13 protein-coding genes are annotated in these 21298 nt (G+C 70.1%); 7 read left to right on the top strand and 6 right to left on the bottom strand.

Annotation, left to right across the window (positions count from 1 at the left end; all coding sequences use genetic code 11):
* Window positions 1-11: 11 nt before the first annotated feature.
* A complete protein-coding gene (gene rplA / locus ABD883_RS03750) occupies window positions 12-707 on the top strand; it encodes a 50S ribosomal protein L1 (protein WP_137317992.1) in 696 nt (231 codons plus the stop codon).
* Between the two features lie 216 nt (window positions 708-923).
* On the opposite strand, the gene ABD883_RS03745 is transcribed toward rplA, so the two are convergent.
* Window positions 924-1529 carry a DedA family protein gene (locus ABD883_RS03745; protein ID WP_137317991.1) on the bottom strand — a complete coding sequence of 202 codons (606 nt, stop codon included), beginning with the start codon at window positions 1527-1529 and terminating at the stop codon, window positions 924-926.
* Window positions 1530-1840: 311 nt separating this feature from the next.
* Here ABD883_RS03745 and rplJ point away from each other — a divergent pair, with 311 nt between their 5' ends.
* From rplJ to ABD883_RS03730, 3 genes are all read left to right on the top strand, one after another.
* Window positions 1841-2383, top strand: coding sequence for a 50S ribosomal protein L10 (gene rplJ, locus ABD883_RS03740; RefSeq protein WP_137320282.1), 543 nt, complete (start codon window positions 1841-1843; stop codon window positions 2381-2383).
* Between the two features lie 63 nt (window positions 2384-2446).
* Window positions 2447-2836, top strand: coding sequence for a 50S ribosomal protein L7/L12 (gene rplL / locus ABD883_RS03735; RefSeq protein WP_101652197.1), 390 nt, complete (start codon window positions 2447-2449; stop codon window positions 2834-2836).
* Window positions 2837-3120: 284 nt separating this feature from the next.
* Entirely contained in the window at window positions 3121-3852 is a 732-nt protein-coding gene (locus ABD883_RS03730; RefSeq protein ID WP_345029936.1) for a hypothetical protein, read from the top strand.
* A 124-nt stretch (window positions 3853-3976) separates the two neighbouring features.
* On the opposite strand, the gene ABD883_RS03725 is transcribed toward ABD883_RS03730, so the two are convergent.
* A complete protein-coding gene (locus ABD883_RS03725; protein WP_345029934.1) occupies window positions 3977-4735 on the bottom strand; it encodes an MBL fold metallo-hydrolase in 759 nt (252 codons plus the stop codon).
* On the bottom strand, window positions 4728-7976 hold the full coding sequence (locus tag ABD883_RS03720) for a hypothetical protein (RefSeq protein ID WP_345029932.1): 3249 nt from the start codon (window positions 7974-7976) through the stop codon (window positions 4728-4730). The genes ABD883_RS03725 and ABD883_RS03720 overlap by 8 nt, the downstream gene beginning before the upstream one ends.
* A 625-nt stretch (window positions 7977-8601) precedes the next feature.
* Between ABD883_RS03720 and ABD883_RS03715 the strand changes: the two genes are divergently transcribed.
* From ABD883_RS03715 to ABD883_RS03705, 3 genes are all read left to right on the top strand, one after another.
* A complete protein-coding gene (locus tag ABD883_RS03715; RefSeq protein WP_345029930.1) occupies window positions 8602-9924 on the top strand; it encodes a GNAT family N-acetyltransferase in 1323 nt (440 codons plus the stop codon).
* Between the two features lie 295 nt (window positions 9925-10219).
* Window positions 10220-13705 carry a DNA-directed RNA polymerase subunit beta gene (rpoB, locus tag ABD883_RS03710; protein WP_345029927.1) on the top strand — a complete coding sequence of 1162 codons (3486 nt, stop codon included), beginning with the start codon at window positions 10220-10222 and terminating at the stop codon, window positions 13703-13705.
* Window positions 13706-13762: 57 nt separating this feature from the next.
* Complete coding sequence (locus ABD883_RS03705) at window positions 13763-17635, top strand: DNA-directed RNA polymerase subunit beta' (protein WP_345029925.1); 3873 nt, start codon at window positions 13763-13765, stop codon at window positions 17633-17635.
* A 179-nt stretch (window positions 17636-17814) separates the two neighbouring features.
* On the opposite strand, the gene ABD883_RS03700 is transcribed toward ABD883_RS03705, so the two are convergent.
* The 3 genes from ABD883_RS03700 to ABD883_RS03690 form a co-directional block, all read right to left on the bottom strand.
* The gene (locus tag ABD883_RS03700; RefSeq protein WP_425548417.1) at window positions 17815-18579 is read right to left on the bottom strand and encodes a zinc-binding dehydrogenase; all 765 of its coding nucleotides are present in this window, start codon (window positions 18577-18579) and stop codon (window positions 17815-17817) included.
* A 429-nt stretch (window positions 18580-19008) separates the two neighbouring features.
* Window positions 19009-20034 (bottom strand): ATP-dependent 6-phosphofructokinase, encoded by a 1026-nt coding sequence (locus ABD883_RS03695; RefSeq protein ID WP_345029923.1) that lies wholly within the window; start codon window positions 20032-20034, stop codon window positions 19009-19011.
* A gap of 163 nt (window positions 20035-20197) precedes the next feature.
* Window positions 20198-20896 carry a DUF1707 SHOCT-like domain-containing protein gene (locus ABD883_RS03690; RefSeq protein WP_295686742.1) on the bottom strand — a complete coding sequence of 233 codons (699 nt, stop codon included), beginning with the start codon at window positions 20894-20896 and terminating at the stop codon, window positions 20198-20200.
* Window positions 20897-21298 lie beyond the last annotated feature (402 nt).

Genomic DNA, 21298 nt, shown 5'->3' with positions numbered 1-21298 from the left:
GAGAGAAGCAGATGGCACAGCGCTCGAAGGCCTACAGGGCCGCCGCGGAGAAGATCGCGGCAGACACGTTCTACGATCCGGCACAGGCGATCGCCCTGGCCAAGGACACCTCGGTGTCGAAGTTCGACGCGACCGTCGAGGTCGCGTTCCGCCTGGGCGTCGACCCGCGCAAGGCGGACCAGATGGTGCGCGGCACCGTCAACCTCCCGCACGGCACCGGCAAGACCGCCACGGTCCTGGTGTTCGCCGCCGGCGACCGTGCAGAGGCTGCCCGTGAAGCAGGTGCCGATTACGTCGGCTCCGATGACCTGCTCGAGAAGGTGGCCGGCGGGTTCACCGCGTTCGACGCGGCCGTCGCCACCCCGGACATGATGGGCAAGGTCGGACGCCTGGGCAAGGTGCTCGGTCCCCGCGGCCTCATGCCGAACCCCAAGACCGGCACGGTGACCATGGACGTGGCCAAGGCCGTCCAGGACATCAAGGGCGGAAAGATCGAGTTCCGGGTGGACAAGCACTCGAACCTCCACTTCATCATCGGCAAGGCGTCGTTCGACCAGGAGAAGCTCCAGGAGAACTTCGACGCCGCGCTCGAAGAGGTGCTCCGTCTCAAGCCGTCCTCCTCGAAGGGCCGCTACATCTCGAAGGCCACGATCTCGACCACCAACGGTCCGGGCGTGCCCGTCGACGCGAACGCCCTGCGCCCCTGACGCAGCGCTGAACCGCCGCCACCGGCGGGGTGCGGATCCGTCCGCACCCCGCCGGTGGCGTATTCACACACCAGTGATCGTTCTGCGCTCGATGGTGCGCGTCCGATGCACTGGAAGGGTCCGCCGAGGTGCGGCCAGCCGTCGGCGAGGCCGTGACCGTGGGCGCGGTACGGGCCGGCCCGCTGCCCTGACCGGGGTGGTGAGGCGGCGCGGCGCTCAGTCGTCGGCGCGGCGCTCGATCCACCAGTCGCCGAGGCGCGAGATCGCGAACCCGAGCACGATCGACAGCACGATCGCGATGATCACCGCGACGATCGTCGGGACCGGGATCCACCGTGCGGTGACCCAGCCGAAGCCCACGGAGTACAGGGCCCAGAGGACCGAGGCAGTCGTCAACGCACCGGTGAAGTCGCGCAGCGGCATCCGGCCGGCGCCGGCGAGCAGCGACACGGCGGTGCGCCCGAGGGGGATGAATCGGGAGATGACGAGCACCTCGAGCGCTTCGTCGGTGAGCCGGTCCTCGATCCGGTCGAGCCTGCGCTGCGCGCGGGGGGAGGACAGGAGCGGCCACCGCCGGAAGTCGAAGCGGGAGGCGACCGCATAGAGGACGAGGTCCCCGGCGATCGAACCGGCGATCATCGCGAGGACGAGTCCCAGGAAGGACGGCTCGCCGTTCGTGGCGTTGAGCGCGCCGAGGCCCACGAACAGAGCCGTCGAGGGGATCGGCGGGACGATGCCGGCGATCGCATTGACGAATGCGGCGATGGGGTACACCGCGAGCGTTCCGGCGAAGCCCGCCACCCATGCACCGATCTCCTCCACCGCCCCAGGCTACAGGTCTCCCCGGGCGGCCCGGCCGCGGCCCCGTCGCGGCCCCGGCCCAGCCGCGGATTTGGAGTCCGGGGCCGCGTGCACTAGCATGAAGACTGCCCAAGACCGTCGGTCCCCGTGGGAATCACCTCATCCGGAATCGGATGATCGTGCCCACTGGCGAAGACTCGCAGAGAGTGACCAGCGCAGGTGTCATGAGAACGATGATCAGGATGTTCGCATCCGCAGTCGCAGCGTTCCGTGCATTCTGCGCGGAGCGCTTTTTCGTGTTCTCGGCACCGACATCGTACGAAAGGAATACCATGGCGAGGCCTGACAAGGCAGCGGCAGTTGCGGAGCTCAAGCAGTTGCTCGAGAACTCCCCGGCTGCAGTGCTGACCGAGTACCGCGGTCTCACCGTCGCGCAGATGAAAGACCTGCGCGTAGCACTCGGTGAGACGGCAAGCTACGCCGTGGTGAAGAATACGCTCACCGCTATCGCTGCCAAGGAAGCCGGCATCGAGGCATTCGACGGACTCCTCAACGGACCCTCCGCCATTGCCTTCATCACCGGCGAACCGTCCGAGGCCGCGAAGGCGCTGCGTGACTTCGCCAAGGCGAATCCGCAGCTGGTCATCAAGGCAGGCTACCTCGAGGGGAAGCCGCTGACCGCTGACGAGATCACGAAACTCGCCGACCTCGAATCCCGCGAGGTGCTGCTTGCGAAGGCAGCCGGTGCCATGAAGGGCAGCCTCTACAAGGCCGCCTACATGTTCACCGCCCCGCTGGTCAAGACCGTCCGGACCGTCGACGCTCTTCGCGAGAAGAACGCCGGCTCCGAGGCCGCCGCGACCGAGGACGCCTGAGTTTCACCCCTGTAAACCACCCCGGCTGCGATCGTCAGCCATGTAAGGAAGGACATAGCCACCATGGCTAAGCTCACCCCCGAAGAGCTCATCGAAGCGTTCAAAGAGCTCTCCCTGATCGAACTCTCCGACTTCGTCAAGCAGTTCGAAGAGACCTTCGAGGTCGAGGCCGCCGCTCCGGTCGCCGCTGCCGCCGCCCCTGCTGCCGGCGGTGCCGGTGGCGAGGCCGCCGCTGAGGAGAAGGATGAGTTCGACGTCATCCTCGAGTCCGGCGGCGAGAAGAAGGTCCCGGTCATCAAGGAGGTCCGCGGACTGACCTCGCTCGGCCTCAAGGAGGCCAAGGAGCTCGTCGACGGCGCTCCCAAGGCCGTCCTCGAGGGCGTCAACAAGGAGACCGCGGAGAAGGCCAAGGAGGCCCTCGAGGCCGCCGGCGCCACCGTCTCCCTCAAGTGATCCGATCCGCCGCGGTCCGAGCGATCGGACCGTGAGCGGAGCGTATCCAGCACCGGACCCCGCTGCCCCCGTGGCAGCGGGGTCCCGTGCATTCACCCCTCAATTTTTGTAGGTTCCTGAGAGCGATTCCGCGAGAATCTGCAATCTCAACGCCGCGGCGGCCGCTCTGCAGGACCCGGTGCGCGTGGAATCCGGAGTGCGGGGTCCGGTGCGCGGTATCCGGTGTGTCCGGACCGGCACGCGCCCGCCACATCCGGGATCGCCGCGGGCTCTACCGTGATCGTATGAACCGATCCCGTGCTCGCAGAAGCTCCCGCGGCTGTGGTGCCGCTGCCCCCTCGGGTGCCCTCGCTCACCGCGGCGCCGCAGCCGGCCGAGGTGCCACGGTCTCGCGCGGCCACCGCCGCCGGGGCGCCCCCGCCCTCGGCACGGTGGCGCTCGCCATCCTCTGCCTCAGTGCCTGCGGATTCGTCCCCGACCCTCGCCCCACTCCGGACCCCACGGTCGGCCCGTCGACGGAGTCGGACGCCCCGCAGCCGGCCCCGTCGCCGCTCGACCCCGCGGAGACAGCGCTGCGGATCATCCACCGCGACTCCTCGGTCCCGCCCCGTTACCACCGGAGCTACCGGCTCGACGCGGATCCGAGCGCCGCAGGCATCACCGTCTCCGCCTATGGGTCCCACATCGGGCAGTCGCGCGTGGAGATGGATCCCGACACCTGGGCGGACGCGATCGCCGCCGCCGAGCACGCAATGCTCAGCGATCAGACCTGTGGCGGCGAACCGCCCCCGGCCGGAACGAAGTCGACCACGCTCGAGGTGTGGGTCGGGGACGATCGCCTCCACGTGATCGAGGGTCGGAACAGCTGCAGTCGCGACGGGCAGGCGTACCCGGTGGTCGAGGAGGTCGCAGCGTCGCTGCGCGGCCTGTTCGACGAGCAGGCGGTGTTCCGCCCGGACGAGGAGCCGGGCAGCGCGTCCGCGTTCCCGCCGGAAACCGGGGCGCCGCGCCCGTGACCCTGCAGGACCCCGGCCGGCCCGGGCTCACCCCGAGGATCCCTGGAGTACTCGATCGGGGTCCGGTGCCTGCGACCATCAGCGGATCGAAGCGCGCTGACGAAGCGACCGGCACACCGCTGCTTCAGCGCAGCCGGCACACCCCGGCCGGCAGGTGGGAGCCTGCCCCGGTGTCCACCCAGGTGAACGGGGGAGCGGTCCGGGATGGCACCTCGGCAGTGGAGTCGCTCTCTGCCACCGCTGCGATGTCCCCGAGTTGGGCGGCGAGGAACGTACGGTCGACGGGCTGACCGTGCCCGGGCGCGAATACCTGCGGCTGCGGGAGAGCGAGCAGGGTCTCGAGCGATTCGGCCCACCGCGCCGGGAGCGCATCGTCGCCGAACTGAGGCGGCGCACCCTCTTCGACGAGATCCCCGACGAGTGCGACGTCCTCGCACAGGATGACGAGGTCGGACTCGGTGTGCCCGCCGAGCGGGAGGAACTCGACCGTGCAGTCGCCCAGCGGCAGCGTCTCACCGGTGTCGACCGCCGTCACGGGGACGAGGAGGTCCTCCGGCGTGGGCAGGTCCGGTTCGTGCTCGAGGGGGACGGCTTCGAGCTGGATCCACGCCGAGGCCCGGTGATCGCGGACGAATCCGGGGGAGGCGAGGAAATCGTCGACCCCGTCCGCGGCGAATGCGGCATTGCCGAAGAAGTGGTCCCAGTGGTCGTGGGTGTTGACCACGGTGAGCGGCAGATCGGTGAGGGCACGGAACGCCGCGAGGATGGATCCTGCCTGGGCAGGTCCGGCGCCGGTATCGACGACGAGTGCCCGCTCGGTGCCGACGACGAGGTACGAGTTGAGCTGCACCGGGTCCGAGGTGAACACGTAGATCTCAACCATGCGGGCTCCTGTTCGGTGGGGGAGGCCCGGGTGGGGCCGGTGGGCCGGGTGGAGGGGGTTCGGAGCTGTGCGGAGGTCCTGGAGTGTGCGGCGGCCCGGGCGGGCGGGGCTGCTGCGGCCGTGGCGACCACTGCTCATCGGGCCGACCGGCCCAACCCGGAGGCCCCCACGGAGACGGCTGCTCCGGGCGTCCGCCGGAACCGGGGTACGGCGTCTGGGCCGGACCGTTCGGGGCAGGGCCGCCCGGGCTCGTTCCGGGTATGCCGCCGGGTCGGGCGTGCGGCGGAACCGGTGGACGTGGTGCCGCTTCCGCAGCGCTGCGCGGTCCCGGCACCCCCGGCCCTGCCTGCGGCACCCCCGGCCCTGCCTGCGGCACCCCCGGCCCTGCCTGCGAGACCCGAGGCTCTGTCTGCCGGAATCCCGGTCCCGGCGCCCCAGGCGCTCGCGAGTATCCCGGACCCCGCGGGTACCCCGGCCCCTCCGGACCGACAGACCCGCCCGGCCTCGGCGCCTGCTGCCCGCCCCGGGTCTGGTCCTGCGGCTTGCGGAGCAGGAGCCACACCACGACGCCGATGAGCACGAGCGCGAGGACGATGAGAGCGAGCCAGACGAGATCGCGGAGGAACCACACGATCGCCGCGACCGAGGCGCCGAGACCCCACCACAGTGCCCAGGCCCGCGAGCGGACCGCACCGTAGACGAGCAGCGCGACGTGGTCGACGAGGAACAGCACCGTGTACCAGCCTCCGTCGACGAGCCCGGCGTACACGCCGGTGAGGCTCACCGCGGCCGCGGAGATCACCCGGCGCAGGGTGCCGCCGACGGGTGCGTCGCCGCGCCGGTCGGCCAGCCACGCCCAGAGCCAGGCGACCGCGGCGAGGAAGTGGAGATTGACGACGAGAGCGGTGGACACGACGCCGTGGGCGGCGATCATGAGGCCGATGGCGCCGACGAACGAAGCGCATTCGGGCAGGATCCGGCGGATGGTCGTGTCCCTGACCCGTGCGGTGAGGAGGGCGAGCATGAGCGCGGGGATCGTCACCGAGACGCCGACGGCGAGCTGCGTGACGGAGTTGAGCCAGGGGACCTCGACGTCGAGCAGCGGGGTCGCGACGATCGCGGTGACAGCGGCCGCGAACGCGACCGCCAGCGGAGCCGTCGCCGGCTTCCCGGCCGAGGTGAGCGCCCAGTAGCACCCGTACCACAGGGCCCAGACGACCCAGGCGGAGACGACGGTCCGGAGCGCCCCGTCGTCGAACGGCAGACCGGAGAGCTTGATGACTGCGATGGCCGAGGCCGCGGCGACCGGGAGCAGCAGCCACTGGTTCCGGTGCACGAGGGTCGCGTGTGCCCCGGCGGCGGCGAGCAGCACACAGGTGATCACGGCGAACAGCGTGGACGCCTGGCCGGCCCGGAACACGGTGAGGACGGTGAGCGCACCGAGGCCCACCCAGACTGCGGTCGAACCGAGACCGGGAGGCGCGTGTCGGCTGCCCGGGGCGCGGGGCCGCATCCGGTGGCCGAAGACCACCACCGCGTGGAGCAGGAGCAGGCCGCCGACGGCGCCGAGGGCGAGCACCCCGAGGCCGAGGTCGCTGTCCGGAGCGGGGAACACGGGGACGAGGACGTCGAGGGCGACGGCACCGGCGAGGAGCAGGGCCATGGTCCCGGCGTAGCGGGCGCGCCAGCGGCGTCCGGCCCGCAGCAGCAGGACCTCCGCGACGACGACTCCGCCGAGCAGCGCGACGGTGAGCCCCAGGCGCACGACGTCGTTCGGGACCGGGGCGGTCATGCGCAGGCCGTCCGCCCCGTACGACGAGGCCACGGTGAGTGCTGCTGCGGTGACGAGCGGGATCGCGCCGGTGAGGAGGAGCGCGGAGCGCACCGCCCAGGCGGCGGCGCACAGCGCCAGGAGCAGGACGAGGTAGCCGCCGAACGCGAGGAGCGGGTGTCCGGCATCGGGCGCGCCGAACGCGGGGGCGAGCAGAGTGCCGCTCGTCACCGCCGACAGCAGCGGGGCGGAGCGGCGGAGGTGGAGCAGATGCCGCCCGCGCTTCGAGGTGATCCACGCCGCGCCCGCGCCGTCCGCGGCGAGCACGAGGACGAGACCCACCATGAGGAAGAGGTACGGAGCCCCGCTCGAGGGGGACACCTCGGCGTCGCTCACGCCGAGTGCGGCGGCTGCCCAGGGGCCCAGGGTGCAGCCGAGCGCCACCGCTCCGGCACGCGCCGGGGGGAGGTCGAAACGCAGCGCGCAGACGACGAGCAGCACCACGAGGAGCACGGTGAGGGCGATCGTGCCGCCGGCGAGCGGCCGCACCAGGGGCGAGGCCAGTGAGAACGGCGAGACGAGCGTGGCGATGAGCCCGATTCCGGCGGCGACTCCGAGGACGAACCAGGTGGCGAGGGTGCGACGGCGGTGGAGCAGGGCCTCCCCGAGGAACCCGGCGGACAGGGCCAGGGCGGTGAGCACCATGGCGCCTGCCTGGGTCGCCGGGGGCTGGTCCGGCCAGAGGCTGCCGATGGTCGCGCCGACGGCCCAGATGAGGGAGGTCGAGAGCGCCAGCCGGGCGATCGGACCGCGGACCGTCGAGCCCAGGCACCACGCCCCGACGAGGTAGTGGACGCCGAGCACAGCGAACAGTGCGGCCCAGGCCCACGCGCTCGGGAACGGATCGATGAAGACGGAGGCGACCACCGCCGCCGGCGCGACGACCTCCCCGAGCACGAGGTGCGGCAGGACGAACGCAGGGTGGACCCGGCCGGTGAGCAGCCGGGCGGCGACGGCGAATGCCGTGGCGGCGAGCACGAGAGCGCAGAAGTACCAGACCGTCGGGGCGGGCGTCAGGGCCATCATCGACAGCACGAGGGAGAGGACGAAGAGCAGTCCGAACCAGGTGATGAGCGCCGAGCGCAGCCGGAAGGCGGCGAAGCCGTAGCAGAGCGCCCCGACGGCGGAGGAGATGAACCACGCCAGCGACGGGCTCGTCAGCGACAGCCCGCCGAGCAGCCCGCCGGCGATCGGGACGAGCGCGAGGCCGAGCCCGGTGAGCGCGATGCCGATCGGGCGCAGGCGCGGTGCCAGGCCGTGGAGGAGCAGACCCGCACCGTAGGCGAGGAGCGCGACGGCCCAGATGCTCACGGCCCGCAGCACCGCCGACTGGCTGATCCCGGCGAACACGACCGCGGCCGCGAGGACGAAGAGGCAGGCGACGCCGAGGAGGAGATTGGGGTACAGCACGCTCCGGTCGGTGCGGGCCGGAGAGGGAGCCGGTCGGCCGCCCTGCGATCGACCGAGTACCGGATGGCCGGGCGCAAGATGCCCGGCAACCGGTTGACCCGGCGTCGGAGCCGCCGTGCGAGGGGCCTGCATCCCGGGTGCGTGCATGCCGGGGGACTGGTTCCCGGGCGCGTGCATGCCGGGGTGCGCAGCGGAGCGCGGTATCGGGGGGCCGGCGACCTGCGCGTCCGCCTGCGGCACCCAGGGCGGGCGCGGAGGCATCGTGCCAGGGCGGGGGGAACGGTACCCGGGGCGACCAGCCGCACGAGTGGCCCGCGGCCGGGGCGCCTCGGCGGCTCCCCGCCCCGCGCCGAGGCTGATGAGGGTGGCGATCCCCGCGGCGAGGAGCACCGGCAGGGCGACGGCCCAGGAGATCCACAGCCACACGATGAGATATCCGGGATCGGCCCCAGTGTCCATGTCTCCTCCGGTCCAGGCAAGGGCGCGGCGATGCGCGACCGCGCCGTCAGCCCGAACCTACCAGCCGCCGATGCCGCGCCTGCGGTTGTCCACAGTCAACCGCACCCGCGTGGCGACGGCCCCGCCAGGCATCGCTCCGGACGATCGGCGGTGGTAGAAGTGGACCATGAGCGCATCCCCGGCACCCTCATCCGCCGCGCTGCTCGCTCATGCCCGTCCGGCGCCGGACGACGGCACCCGGCCCGCCGAGTCGGGGGACCCCGCGCGGCCGACCCCGGCCACCGGCCCGGGCTCGGCCGACCTGCGCCTCCTCCGGGCCGCCGACGTCGCCGCCGACCCGCAGCTCTTCGGCGAGTTCCTCGACCACGTGCAGGCGATCGAGGAGGAGGTGCTCATGGAGAGCATCGGCCTCCCCGAACTCGTCACCACCGCCGCGGAGCGCCGTGCGGGCTGGGAATCGGACCCCCACCACCTGCGCGATCTCGCTCTCGCCGTCGGCGGGGACGCGTGCCTCGGCTGCGCCGTCGTCGTCGCCCCGCTCCGGGACAACCTCGACTCCGCCGACGTCGCGGTCGATGTCCTCCCCGGCCTCGCGCCGGAGACTGCCGCCGCGGTCGACGATCTGCTCTGGGCCCACGTCGACGCGGTCGTCTCGGAGGTCGGCCGCACCGTCCTCTACGCCGACGAGCAGCACCCCGACCACCCGGACGACAACTACTCCGCAACCGCACTCGGGCGGCCCGCCGCCCATTTCGATGGTGCCCGTCCCGAGGGCGGCTCCGACTCCGGTACCGCCCGTCCGGACCCCGGGGCGGCTCGCCTCGACCCCGATCGCGGGCCGAACGGCACCCGGCCGCTGCGCCGCCTCGCGCCCGGCCACGGCGCCCTGTTCGCCGGCGACCCGGCGGTCCTCCGGCTCGAGTCCCGCGGGTTCCGCCTCGTGCAGATCGAGCGCTTCGCCGTCCTCCCCGTGAGCGACGTCCCCGCGCCCGAGGTGCCGGCCGGCCTCCGCGCGCACAGCTGGGTGGGCGATGTCCCCGCCCACCTCCTCGACGCGCTCGCCCACCTCCTCACCGTGTTCGAGGCGACGATCCCGGTGGGGGAGGCCGATTTCGAGCCCGTCGTGCACACCCCGGAGCGCGTCCGCGACGAGGACCGGCTCACCCGGGCCCGCGGCATCACGGCCTACGGGACGGTGCTGCTGCGGGCGGACGACGGCGCGCCGCTGGGCGCCACCGTCTACCACGTCGGCGAAGGCCGCGAGTTCGGGTTCCAGGAATCCACGGTGACGGTGCCGGAGGCCCGCGGGCGCGGATACGCGGTGCTCCTCAAGCGGCTCAATGCCGGCCACCTGCGCGCGAGCGTCCCGGAGGTCGAGCGGGTGTACACGTGGAACGCCGCGGAGAACACGCCGATGCTCGCGATCAACGACCGGGTCGGCTTCCGGGCGCTGGGGATGACCGGCATCTGGCAGCGCGGCGGCCGGTGACCCGTCGTCCCGGAACAGTCCTCACGGGGCCTCTGACCAGGACCGGGACGGGATCGCACGGGAAAAAGTGAGAGCCTACCACATCCGCACTTGCGTTCCGGGCATTACAGGTCTAGTGTGGATATTTGCGTTGCTTCGCCTTCGTGGTGCCTTCATATAGCGGTGGGCACATCGGAAATCCCGGCCTGAGCAGACCGTGGAACCCGGATGTGTACGTCACACCTGGTCCCTGCGGTCCTCGACGCCGGCTCAGGTGAAGCCGGACTCAACAGGTGACCCACTCGGAAGGATCCCATTGGCCGCCGCCAACGAAAACACCAGGACCGCTAACCCGCCCCAGCGCATCTCCTTCGCGAAGATCCACGAGCCGCTCGAGGTACCCAATCTGCTCGGACTGCAGACCGACAGCTTCGACTGGCTGATCGGCAACGAGCGGTGGCAGGACCGCGTCATCGATGCCACCGAGCGCGGGGACGACTCCGTCGCCACGACCGCCGGTCTCGAGGACATCTTCGAGGAGATCTCGCCGATCGAGGACTTCTCCGGATCGATGTCGCTGTCGTTCCGCGAGCACCGCTTCGAGCCTCCCAAGTACTCGATCGACGACTGCAAGGAGAAGGACATCACCTACTCCGCTCCGCTGTTCGTCACCGCGGAGTTCATGAACAACAACACCGGCGAGATCAAGAGCCAGACGGTCTTCATGGGCGACTTCCCGCTCATGACCGAGCAGGGCACCTTCGTCATCAACGGCACCGAGCGCGTCGTCGTCTCGCAGCTCGTCCGGTCCCCGGGCGCCTACTTCGAGTCGACCCCGGACAAGACCTCCGACAAGGACATCTTCACCGCGAAGATCATCCCCTCGCGCGGCGCCTGGCTCGAGTTCGAGATCGACAAGCGCGACCAGGTCGGCGTCCGCCTCGACCGCAAGCGCAAGCAGTCGGTCACCGTGCTGCTCAAGGCCCTGGGCTGGACCGAATCGAAGATCCTCGAGGAGTTCGGCGACTTCGAGTCGATCCGCGAGACCCTCGCGAAGGACACCGTGTCCACGCGCGAGGAAGCCCTCATCGACATCTACAAGAAGCTCCGCCCGGCCGAGCCCGCGACCGTCGAGGCCGCCGAGGGGCTGCTCAACAACCTCTACTTCAACCCGAAGCGCTACGACCTCGCCAAGGTCGGCCGCTACAAGGTCAACCGGAAGCTCGGCATCGACCGGCCGCTCTCCGACTCCGTCCTCACCACCGAGGACATCGTCGCGACGATCCGCTACATCGTGTCCCTCCACGCCGGGGCGGACACCATGCCCGGCGTCCGCGACGGCGAGGAGATCGACCTGCGCGTCGCGCTCGACGACATCGACCACTTCGGCAACCGCCGCATCCGCGCGGTCGGCGAGCTCATCGAGAACCAGGTGCGCACCGGCCTGTCCCGCATGGAGCGCGTCGTCCGCGAGCGCATGACCACGCAGGACGTCGAGGCGATCACCCCGCAGTCGCTCATCAACATCCGTCCCGTCGTGGCCGCGATCAAGGAGTTCTTCGGAACCTCCCAGCTCAGCCAGTTCATGGACCAGAACAATCCGCTGGCCGGGCTCACCCACAAGCGCCGCCTGTCGGCGCTCGGCCCCGGCGGCCTGTCGCGCGACCGCGCCGGCATGGAGGTCCGCGACGTCCACCCCTCGCACTACGGGCGCATGTGCCCGATCGAGACCCCGGAGGGCCCGAACATCGGCCTCATCGGCTCGCTCGCCTCGTACGCGCGGATCAACCCGTTCGGGTTCATCGAGACGCCGTACCGCAAGGTCGTCGACGGTGTCGTCACCGACTCCACCGAGTACCTCACCGCCGACGACGAGCTCGAGTACTCGATCGCCCAGGCGAACGCCCCGCTCACCGACGACCAGAAGTTCGCCGAGGAGTTCGTCCTCGCGCGTCCCAAGGGCGGCGGCGGCGAGGCCGAGCTGCTCCCGGCCGACGAGATCGACTTCATGGACGTCTCCGCCCGCCAGATGGTGTCGGTGGCGACCGCGCTCATCCCGTTCCTCGAGCACGACGACGCCAACCGCGCGCTCATGGGTGCGAACATGCAGCGCCAGGCCGTGCCGCTGGTGCGCAGCGAGGCCCCGCTCGTCGGCACCGGCATGGAGTACCGCGCCGCGGTCGACGCCGGCGACGTCATGGTCGCGACGAAGGCCGGCGTCGTCACCGACGTCTGCGCCGACTACGCCACCGTCCTCAACGACGACGGCACGACCATCACGTACCGGGCGGAGAAGTTCCGCCGCTCGAACCACGGCACCTCGTACAACCAGCGCATCCTCGTCGACGAGGGCGACCGCGTCGAGGTCGGCGCCGTGATCGGCGACGGCCCGTCGACCGAGAACGGCGAGATGGCGCTCGGCAAGAACCTCCTTGTGGCGTTCATGTCCTGGGAGGGCCACAACTTCGAGGACGCCATCATCCTGTCCCAGCGCATGGTGCAGGAGGACGTCCTGTCCTCGATCCACATCGAGGAGCACGAGGTCGACGCGCGCGACACCAAGCTCGGCGCCGAGGAGATCACCCGGGACATCCCGAACATCTCCCCGGAGGCGCTGGCGGACCTCGACGAGCGCGGCATCATCCGGATCGGCGCGGAGGTCACCGACGGCGACATCCTCGTCGGCAAGGTCACCCCCAAGGGCGAGACCGAGCTCACCCCGGAGGAGCGCCTGCTCCGTGCGATCTTCGGCGAGAAGTCGCGCGAGGTGCGCGACACCTCGCTCAAGGTGCCCCACGGCGAGTCCGGCACCGTCATCGCGGTCAAGGAGTTCGACCGCGAGGACGACGACGAGCTCGCTCCCGGCGTCAACCAGCTCGTGCGCGTCTACGTGGCGCAGCGCCGCAAGATCACCATCGGCGACAAGATGGCCGGCCGCCACGGCAACAAGGGCGTGATCTCGAAGATCCTGCCGATCGAGGACATGCCGTTCCTCGAGGACGGCACCCCGATCGACATCATCCTCAACCCGCACGGCGTGCCGCGCCGCATGAACATCGGACAGGTTTTCGAGATCCACCTCGGGTGGGTCGCCAAGCAGGGCTGGAAGATCGAGGGCAACCCCGACTGGGCCAAGGAGCTCAAGCACTTCCACTTCTCCCGCGAGGCGGAGCCCGGCACGAACGTCGCCACCCCGGTGTTCGACGGCGCCCACGAGGAGGAGTTGCGCGGACTGCTCGACTCGACGCACCCCAACCGCGACGGCGACCGGCTGATCAACAGCTCGGGCAAGGCGCGGCTGTACGACGGCCGCTCCGGCGAGCCGTTCCCGTACCCGGTGTCGGTGGGCTACATGTACATCCTCAAGCTCCACCACCTCGTCGACGACAAGATCCACGCGCGCTCGACCGGACCGTACTCGATGATCACCCAGCAGCCGCTGGGCGGTAAGGCGCAGTTCGGCGGTCAGCGATTCGGCGAGATGGAGGTGTGGGCGCTCGAGGCGTACGGCGCCGCGTACACCCTCCAGGAGCTGCTGACGATCAAGTCCGACGACATCCCGGGCCGCGTCAAGGTCTACGAGGCGATCGTCAAGGGCGAGAACCTGCCGGATCCGGGCATCCCGGAGTCCTTCAAGGTGCTCATCAAGGAAATGCAGTCTCTGTGTCTCGACATCGAGGTCCTGTCCTCGGACGGCATGCAGGTGGAGATGCGCGACTCCGACGAGGAGGTCTTCCGCGCGGCCGAGGAGCTCGGCATCAACCTGTCCCGTCACGAAGCCAACACCGTCGAAGAAGTCTGATACTTACGAACGCGAACCGACGATCGTGCGCGATCGTCACCGAGAAAGAGGATTTACGTGCCTGACGTCAATTTCTTCGATGAGCTGCGGATCGGCCTGGCCACTGCCGACGACATCCGCCGCTGGTCGCACGGCGAGGTCAAGAAGCCCGAGACCATCAACTACCGCACCCTGAAGCCGGAGAAGGACGGCCTGTTCTGCGAGAAGATCTTCGGACCGACCCGCGATTGGGAGTGCTACTGCGGCAAGTACAAGCGCGTGCGCTTCAAGGGCATCATCTGCGAGCGCTGCGGGGTCGAGGTCACGCGGGCCAAGGTCCGCCGTGAGCGGATGGGCCACATCGAGCTCGCCGCGCCGGTCACCCACATCTGGTACTTCAAGGGTGTGCCCTCCCGCCTGGGCTACCTGCTCGACCTGGCGCCGAAGGATCTCGAGAAGATCATCTACTTCGCCGCGTACATGATCACCTGGGTCGACGAGGACTCCCGGCACCGGGACCTGCCGACCCTGCAGAACCAGATCGACGTGGAGAAGAAGCAGCTCGTCGACCGTCGCGACGCCGACATCGACCGGCGTGCCCGGAAGCTCGAGGAGGACCTCGCCGCGCTCGAGTCCGAGGGAGGCACCGCCCAGGCCAAGAAGAAGCTCCGCGACCAGGCGGAGCGCGAGATGGCGAACCTCCGCAAGCACTCCGAGCGCGACATCGACCGCATCGAGAAGGTCTGGGACCGGTTCAAGAACCTCGCCGTGTCCGACCTCGAGGGCGACGAGTCGCTCTACCGCGAGATGGTCGAGCGCTTCGGCATCTACTTCTCCGGCGCGATGGGCGCCGAGGCGATCCAGAAGCGGCTCCAGGACTTCGACCTGGAGGCGGAGTCGGATGCGCTGCGCGAGCTCATCAAGACCGGCAAGGGGCAGCGCAAGACTCGTGCACTCAAGCGCCTCAAGGTCGTCAACGCGTTCCTCACCACCGACAACACACCTGAGGGCATGGTCCTCGACGCGATCCCGGTGATCCCGCCGGAGCTCCGCCCGATGGTGCAGCTCGACGGCGGCCGGTTCGCGACCTCGGACCTCAACGACCTCTACCGTCGGGTGATCAACCGCAACAACCGGCTCAAGCGCCTGCTCGACCTCGGCGCCCCGGAGATCATCGTCAACAACGAGAAGCGGATGCTCCAGGAGGCCGTCGACTCGCTGTTCGACAACGGCCGCCGCGGCCGTCCGGTCACCGGGCCGGGCAATCGCCCGCTCAAGTCGCTGTCGGACATGCTCAAGGGCAAGCAGGGCCGGTTCCGCCAGAACCTGCTCGGCAAGCGCGTCGACTACTCCGGCCGCTCGGTCATCGTCGTCGGCCCGACCCTCAAGCTCCACCAGTGCGGTCTGCCCAAGACGATGGCGCTCGAGCTGTTCAAGCCCTTCGTCATGAAGCGGCTCGTCGACCTCAACCACGCGCAGAACATCAAGTCCGCCAAGCGCATGGTCGAGCGTCAGCACCCGCAGGTCTGGGACGTCCTCGAAGAGGCCATCACCGAGCACCCGGTGCTGCTCAACCGCGCCCCCACCCTGCACCGCCTGGGCATCCAGGCCTTCGAGCCGCAGCTCGTCGAGGGCAAGGCCATCCAGATCCACCCGCTCGTCTGCTCGGCGTTCAACGCCGACTTCGACGGCGACCAGATGGCCGTGCACCTGCCGCTGTCCGCGGAGGCGCAGGCCGAGGCCCGCGTGCTCATGCTGTCGGCGAACAACATCCTCAAGCCCTCCGACGGCAAGCCGGTCACCATGCCCAGCCAGGACATGATCATCGGCATCTACCACCTGACGAGCGAGCAGTCCGGCGCCGAGGGCACCGGACGCGAGTTCTCCTCGATCGCCGAGGCCATCATGGCCTTCGATCGCAGCGAGCTCGACCTCGGTGCGAAGATCCGCGTGCGGATCGACGACATCGTCCCGGACGACTCGATGACCATGCCCGAGGGCTGGGGGCCGGGGAAGCCGGCGGTCGTCGAGACGACGCTGGGCCGCGCGCTCTTCAACGAGACGCTGCCGGCGGACTACCGCTTCATCAACGCCACGGTCGACAAGAAGATGCTGTCGAAGATCGTCAACCGGCTCGCCGACGTCTACCCCAAGGTGGAGGTCGCCGCGACGCTCGACAACTTCAAGTCCACCGGCTTCTACTGGGCCACCCGCTCGGGTCTGACGGTCGCGATGTCCGACATCGTGTCCCCGGACGCCAAGGAGGGCATGCTCGCCAAGGCGGAGGACCTCGCGGCCAAGGTGCAGGAGCAGTACGACTTCGGTGCCCTGACCGACGACGAGCGCCGCAACGAGCTCGTCAAGATCTGGTCGGAGACCACCGACGAGGTCGATGATGCGATGCAGAAGAACTTCCCGGAGAACAACTCCGTGCTGCGCCTCGTCGAGTCCGGCGCCTCGGGCAACTGGACGCAGGTCCGGCAGCTCGCGGGTATGCGAGGCCTGGTGACGAACCCCAAGGGTGAGATCATCCCGCGTCCGATCAAGTCGAACTACCGCGAGGGCCTGTCGGTGCTCGAGTACTTCATCGCGAGCCACGGAGCCCGCAAGGGACTCGCCGACACCGCGCTGCGGACGGCGGACTCGGGCTACCTCACCCGTCGCCTCGTCGACGTGTCCCAGGACGTCATCGTGCGCACCGAGGACACCGACACGACGAAGGGCCTCACCCTGCCGATCGCGCAGGAGGGGCCGACCGGGGAGCTCGAGGTCCACGAGTTCGCGGAGACGAGCCTGCACGGCCGCCTCACGGTGTCCGACATCACCGACTCCGACGGCACCGTGCTGTACCCGGCGAAGACCGATGTCACCGTCGAGGTCGTCGAGAACCTCGTCGCCCACGGCATCCGTGAGATCAAGGTGCACTCCGTGCTCACCGCCGACTCCGACGTGCAGATCTCGGCCGTCCACTACGGACGGTCGATGGCCACCGGCCAGCTCGTCGACATCGGCGAGGCGATCGGCACGGTCGCGGCGCAGTCGATCGGCGAGCCCGGCACCCAGCTGACGATGCGCACCTTCCACACCGGTGGCGTGGCCGCCGGCGGCGGAGGAGACATCACGCAGGGTCTGCCGCGTGTGACCGAGCTGTTCGAGGCGCGCACGCCCAAGGGATTCGCGCCGATCGCCGAGGCCACCGGCCGGGTCAAGATCGATGACTCGCGCAAGACGCGCTACGTCATCATCGTGCCCGACGACGGGGCCGAGGAGATCGAGCACGCCGTGGGCCGCCGCTCGCAGCTGCTCGTCGAGGACGGCCAGCACATCACCGCCGGTGAGAAGCTCGTCCAGGGTGCTGTCGACCCCAAGCAGGTGCTCCGCATCCGCGGTCGCCGGGAGGCCGAGCGCTTCCTCGTCGACGAGGTGCAGAAGGTGTACCGCTCGCAGGGCGTGGGCATCCACGACAAGCACATCGAGGTCATCGTGCGCCAGATGCTCCGGCGCGTCACCGTCATCGAGTCCGGCGACACGACGCTGCTGCCCGGCGAGCTCGTGGACCGCGGGCGGTACCAGGCGGAGAACCGGCGGATCGTCGCCGAGGGCGGCACCCCCGCCTCGGCCCGCGACGAGCTCATGGGCATCACCAAGGCCTCGCTCGCGACCGAGTCGTGGCTGTCGGCGGCCTCCTTCCAGGAGACCACCCGTGTGCTCACCGAGGCGGCCCTCGAGGGCAAGTCGGATCCGCTGCTCGGCCTCAAGGAGAACGTCATCCTCGGTAAGCTCATCCCGGCCGGAACCGGAATGCACAAGTTCCGCGACATGGTCGTCGAGCCCACCGAGGAGGCCAAGCAGGAGATGTTCAACAACTCCTACGGCGACTTCTACCCGAGCCTGACCGGGGAGGGCGCGGCCATCCCGCTCGAGGACTACGACTTCGGAGCGTTCAGCTGAGCTGAGCCCCCGCGGTCATAGGACCCGCAGAGACGCGCAGGGCCCGGAGAGGATCTCTCCGGGCCCTGCGGTCATTCACGGGTCCTGCCGACCCCGATCATCGAGTGGTCAGTTTCCTTCGAATACTCGCGGGAATCCGAAAGAACCTGACCACTCGACGGGTGCTGCGGCGGCGCGGCTCAGTAGAGCGCGACGAGGCGCCCGACGACCTCGCCCTTGGCGAGCTTGTCGAGGCCCTCGGGGATGTCCTCGAAGCCGATCGTGGTGAGGGTGGGCTCGAGCTCGCCGGTGGCGAGGTACTCGTACACCCCGGCGATGTCCTCCTTGGTGCCGCCCTGCGAACCGATGAGGGTGACCTCGGAGAGGATGAGGGCCCTGGTCGAGATCGTCGCCTCGAGCCGGCCCATGCCGACCTGCACGACGATGCCGCCGCGGCGCACGGTCTCGATCGCCTCGGCGGTGGTGGTGCCGAAGCCGGCGTAGTCGATGATCGCGTCGAACTCGACGTCGGAGAACTCGCTGATCGACTTCGCGACGCCCTTGGCGCCGTTCTTCTTCGCGGCGTCCCAGACCTTCTCGTTCACCTCGGCGACGTAGACCTCGGCGCCGGCGAGGATCGCCACGCGCGCACCGATCTGGCCGAGCCCGCCGAAGCCGATGACGCCGATCTTCTCGCCGGGGCCGGCCTGGCCGTTGGTGATGATCGCGTGGTACGAGGTCATGCCCGCATCCGTCGCGGCCGCGCCCTGCTCCCAGGACACGCCGTCGGGGATCGGCACGAGCGCATTCGCGTCGAAGGCGATCTTCGGCTGGAAGCCGCCGTCGGCGACGTAGCCGGGAGCGCCGGCCGGGGTGGTCGGGCAGACGCCCACCCGGTCACCGACCTTGACGTTCGTCACGCCCTCGCCGAGCTCGGCGACGACGCCGGCGTTCTCGTGGCCGATGGTGATGGGCTGCTTGGGCAGGGTGGACAGCCACCCCTCGTCCTCGAGCAGACCGACATCGGAGTTGGCAGAGGCCCGCGGCCTTCATCTCGATGACGACCTGGCCGGGTCCGGCCTCCGGCTCCTCGACCTCGTTGAGGACGAGGGGCTCGTGGGTGTTCGTGAACTGCCATGCCTTCATGGGGCACCGCCTTCCTGTGCAGATGTCCCGGCGGACCGGTAGGTGCACCGGGAATCGGATGATTCAACCATGAACCTCAACGCATACGAGGGCGATGGGGTTCACGGAGTGACCCTCGTCGTATCAGTCAGCGGCGGAATCGACCGCTGAGGTGCCCCGTGGTCCGCTCGGGCAGGTGCCCCACGGCCTGCTCGGGCAGGTGCCGCACGGCTCGAGCGGGCAGGGGAGGGACCTCTGCCTCGGGGCCCTCAGCCCAGCAGCACCTGCACCTCGTCCCAGCGGTTCCGGGGGACGAGCTTGAGGTTGTCGACGGCGTCGGCCATCCGGACGCGGGTGATGTCCGTGCCGTCGAGCGCGGCCATCTGGCCCCAGCCCTCGTTGAGCACGATATCGACGGCCGCCATCCCCAGACGGGTCGCGAGCACCCGGTCGTAGGCGGTGGGAGAGCCGCCGCGCTGCAGGTGGCCGAGGATCATCGCCCGGGTCTCGATCCCCGTGGCCTCCTCGATGAGCGGGGCGAGGTGGTCGCCGATCCCGCCGAGGCGCACCCGGCCGTGCTTGTCGGTGCCGCGGTCGGCGACCTGGTCCTCGACGCCCTCGGGCACGAACCCCTCGGCGACGACGACGAGCGGTGCGCGCCCGCGGTCCCAGGCCGAGCGCACCCAGTCGAAGATCTGCTCGTAGCTCACCGGGAACTCGGGGATGAGGATCGCATGGGCGCCGCCGGCCATCCCCGCCTGCAGGGCGATCCAGCCGACGTTGCGGCCCATCACCTCGAGGACCATGCAGCGGTGGTGGGAGTCGGCGGTGGTGCGCAGTCGGTCGATCGCCTCGGTGGCGATCGACTGGGCGGTGTCGAAGCCGAAGGTGTAGTCGGTGCCGTCGAGGTCGTTGTCGATGGTCTTCGGCACGCCGACGACGGGCATCCCCTCGTCGTCGGCGAGCCGGGCGGCGCCGGCCAGCGTGCCCTCGCCGCCGATCGCGATGATGGCATCGATCCCGCGGCGCTCCATCACGGTGCGCATCTGCTCAGGGCCGCCCTGGGAGTACGGGTGGGTCCGCGAGGTGCCGAGGATCGTGCCGCCGCGGCCGGACAGGCCGCGCACGTCGACCATGTGGAGCGGGTGGGTGTCGTCCTCGAGGAGCCCGCGCCAGCCGTCGCGGATCCCGGTGAAGGAGAAGCCGTGGGCCCGGATCCCCTTGCGCACCGCGCCGCGGATGACGGCGTTGAGGCCGGGGCCGTCGCCTCCCGAGGTCATGATTCCGATGTTCATCTGTTCTCCTTCGGTCGTGCGCGGATCGGTGCTGTCGTGCGCGGATCGGTGCTGGACGGGCGTCGGTGGTGCCGGCCCGGGCCCGGTCATGTGCCGTTCGGCTCCCATGCGGGTCCGGGTCGGGGATCCGGCTGCAGACTATCGACGCCGGATGAGCAGGAGGTTACGAGCGGGAGATCGCGCGCGCCCAGCCCGGGTCGATCTTGACGTCGTGGCCGGCCATGAGGCTGAAGCCGGTGAGCACGAGCGTGCCGTTCGAGCCGTCGCCGCGCGCGCCCTTCTTGATGTCGTTGCCGGCCAGGACGTTGATCGTGCGGTCGATGATCCGGACCCCGCCGGGGACGTAGATCGTGTTGCCGCCCATGAGCGCGTAGCAGTCGACCGTGATCTCCACCCCGGGTCCGAGCGAGTCGGTGAGGTAGAGATCGTCGCCGCCCATGACGCAGTAGCTGCGGACGGCGGGCGTGCCCGGGGCGACCTCGATCTCGCGGCCGCTGAGGATCGCCACGGAGTTCTCCTCCGGGCCGGACCCGGCACGCGCGGGGACCACCTCGCCCGCGCCCGAGGTGCGGGCCGGGACGATCGTGCCCGCACCGGACGCCCCGGGGCCGTCGGGGCCCGTGCCGAGCTGCCGCTGGATCCGCAGGGTGAGCTCGGCGCCCTCCGGCAGGTCGGCGATCGGCTCGAGGAGCTCGTCGAGGAACTTCGACCCCACGACGACCGTCTGCCGCTCGTCGACCTCGAGGGGATCGAGGCGCCCGGAGGCGTGCGCGGCGGCGAGCACGTCGAGGACGGCGTCGCGGTCCTGGTCGCCGGCCCGGATCCGCCGCGGTGCGGGCTCGATGGGGGAGTCGGGGGTCATGGACCCAACTCTAGGGCAGGACCCGGCGGCCCACCACAGACGGGGTGCGCCCGTGTTTTGACCGATGGAACCCGCACCGTCTACGCTTGACCGTGTCTGATTTCTTTCAGGCATGTCCGCACGCCCGCGTGTGGGCCGGGCCGTCGGGACCGTACTCCGGCGGCGCACACCGGACCACCGCATGGGCGAGCAGGCCGCACAGTCCACCTGCACCACCGGTCGGGCGCGGAGCCGTGAGCTCACGACACACCCGACCTCGGGGTGGGAGGGGCCGTGCGTGGACTGGGATCGAGCAGGTCGCTTCACTCGATTCCGGTGGGACATGTGCGAGGGGTACGGGCAGGGTCCGCACCGGCGGCACCCGCGCCCTCGGACTTAGGAACAGCGAGAAGCAAACGGAGA

The organism is Brevibacterium pityocampae (assembly GCF_039541555.1).
GTDB lineage: Bacteria > Actinomycetota > Actinomycetes > Actinomycetales > Brevibacteriaceae > Brevibacterium > Brevibacterium pityocampae.
This window is presented reverse-complemented; position numbering and strand designations above follow the sequence as displayed.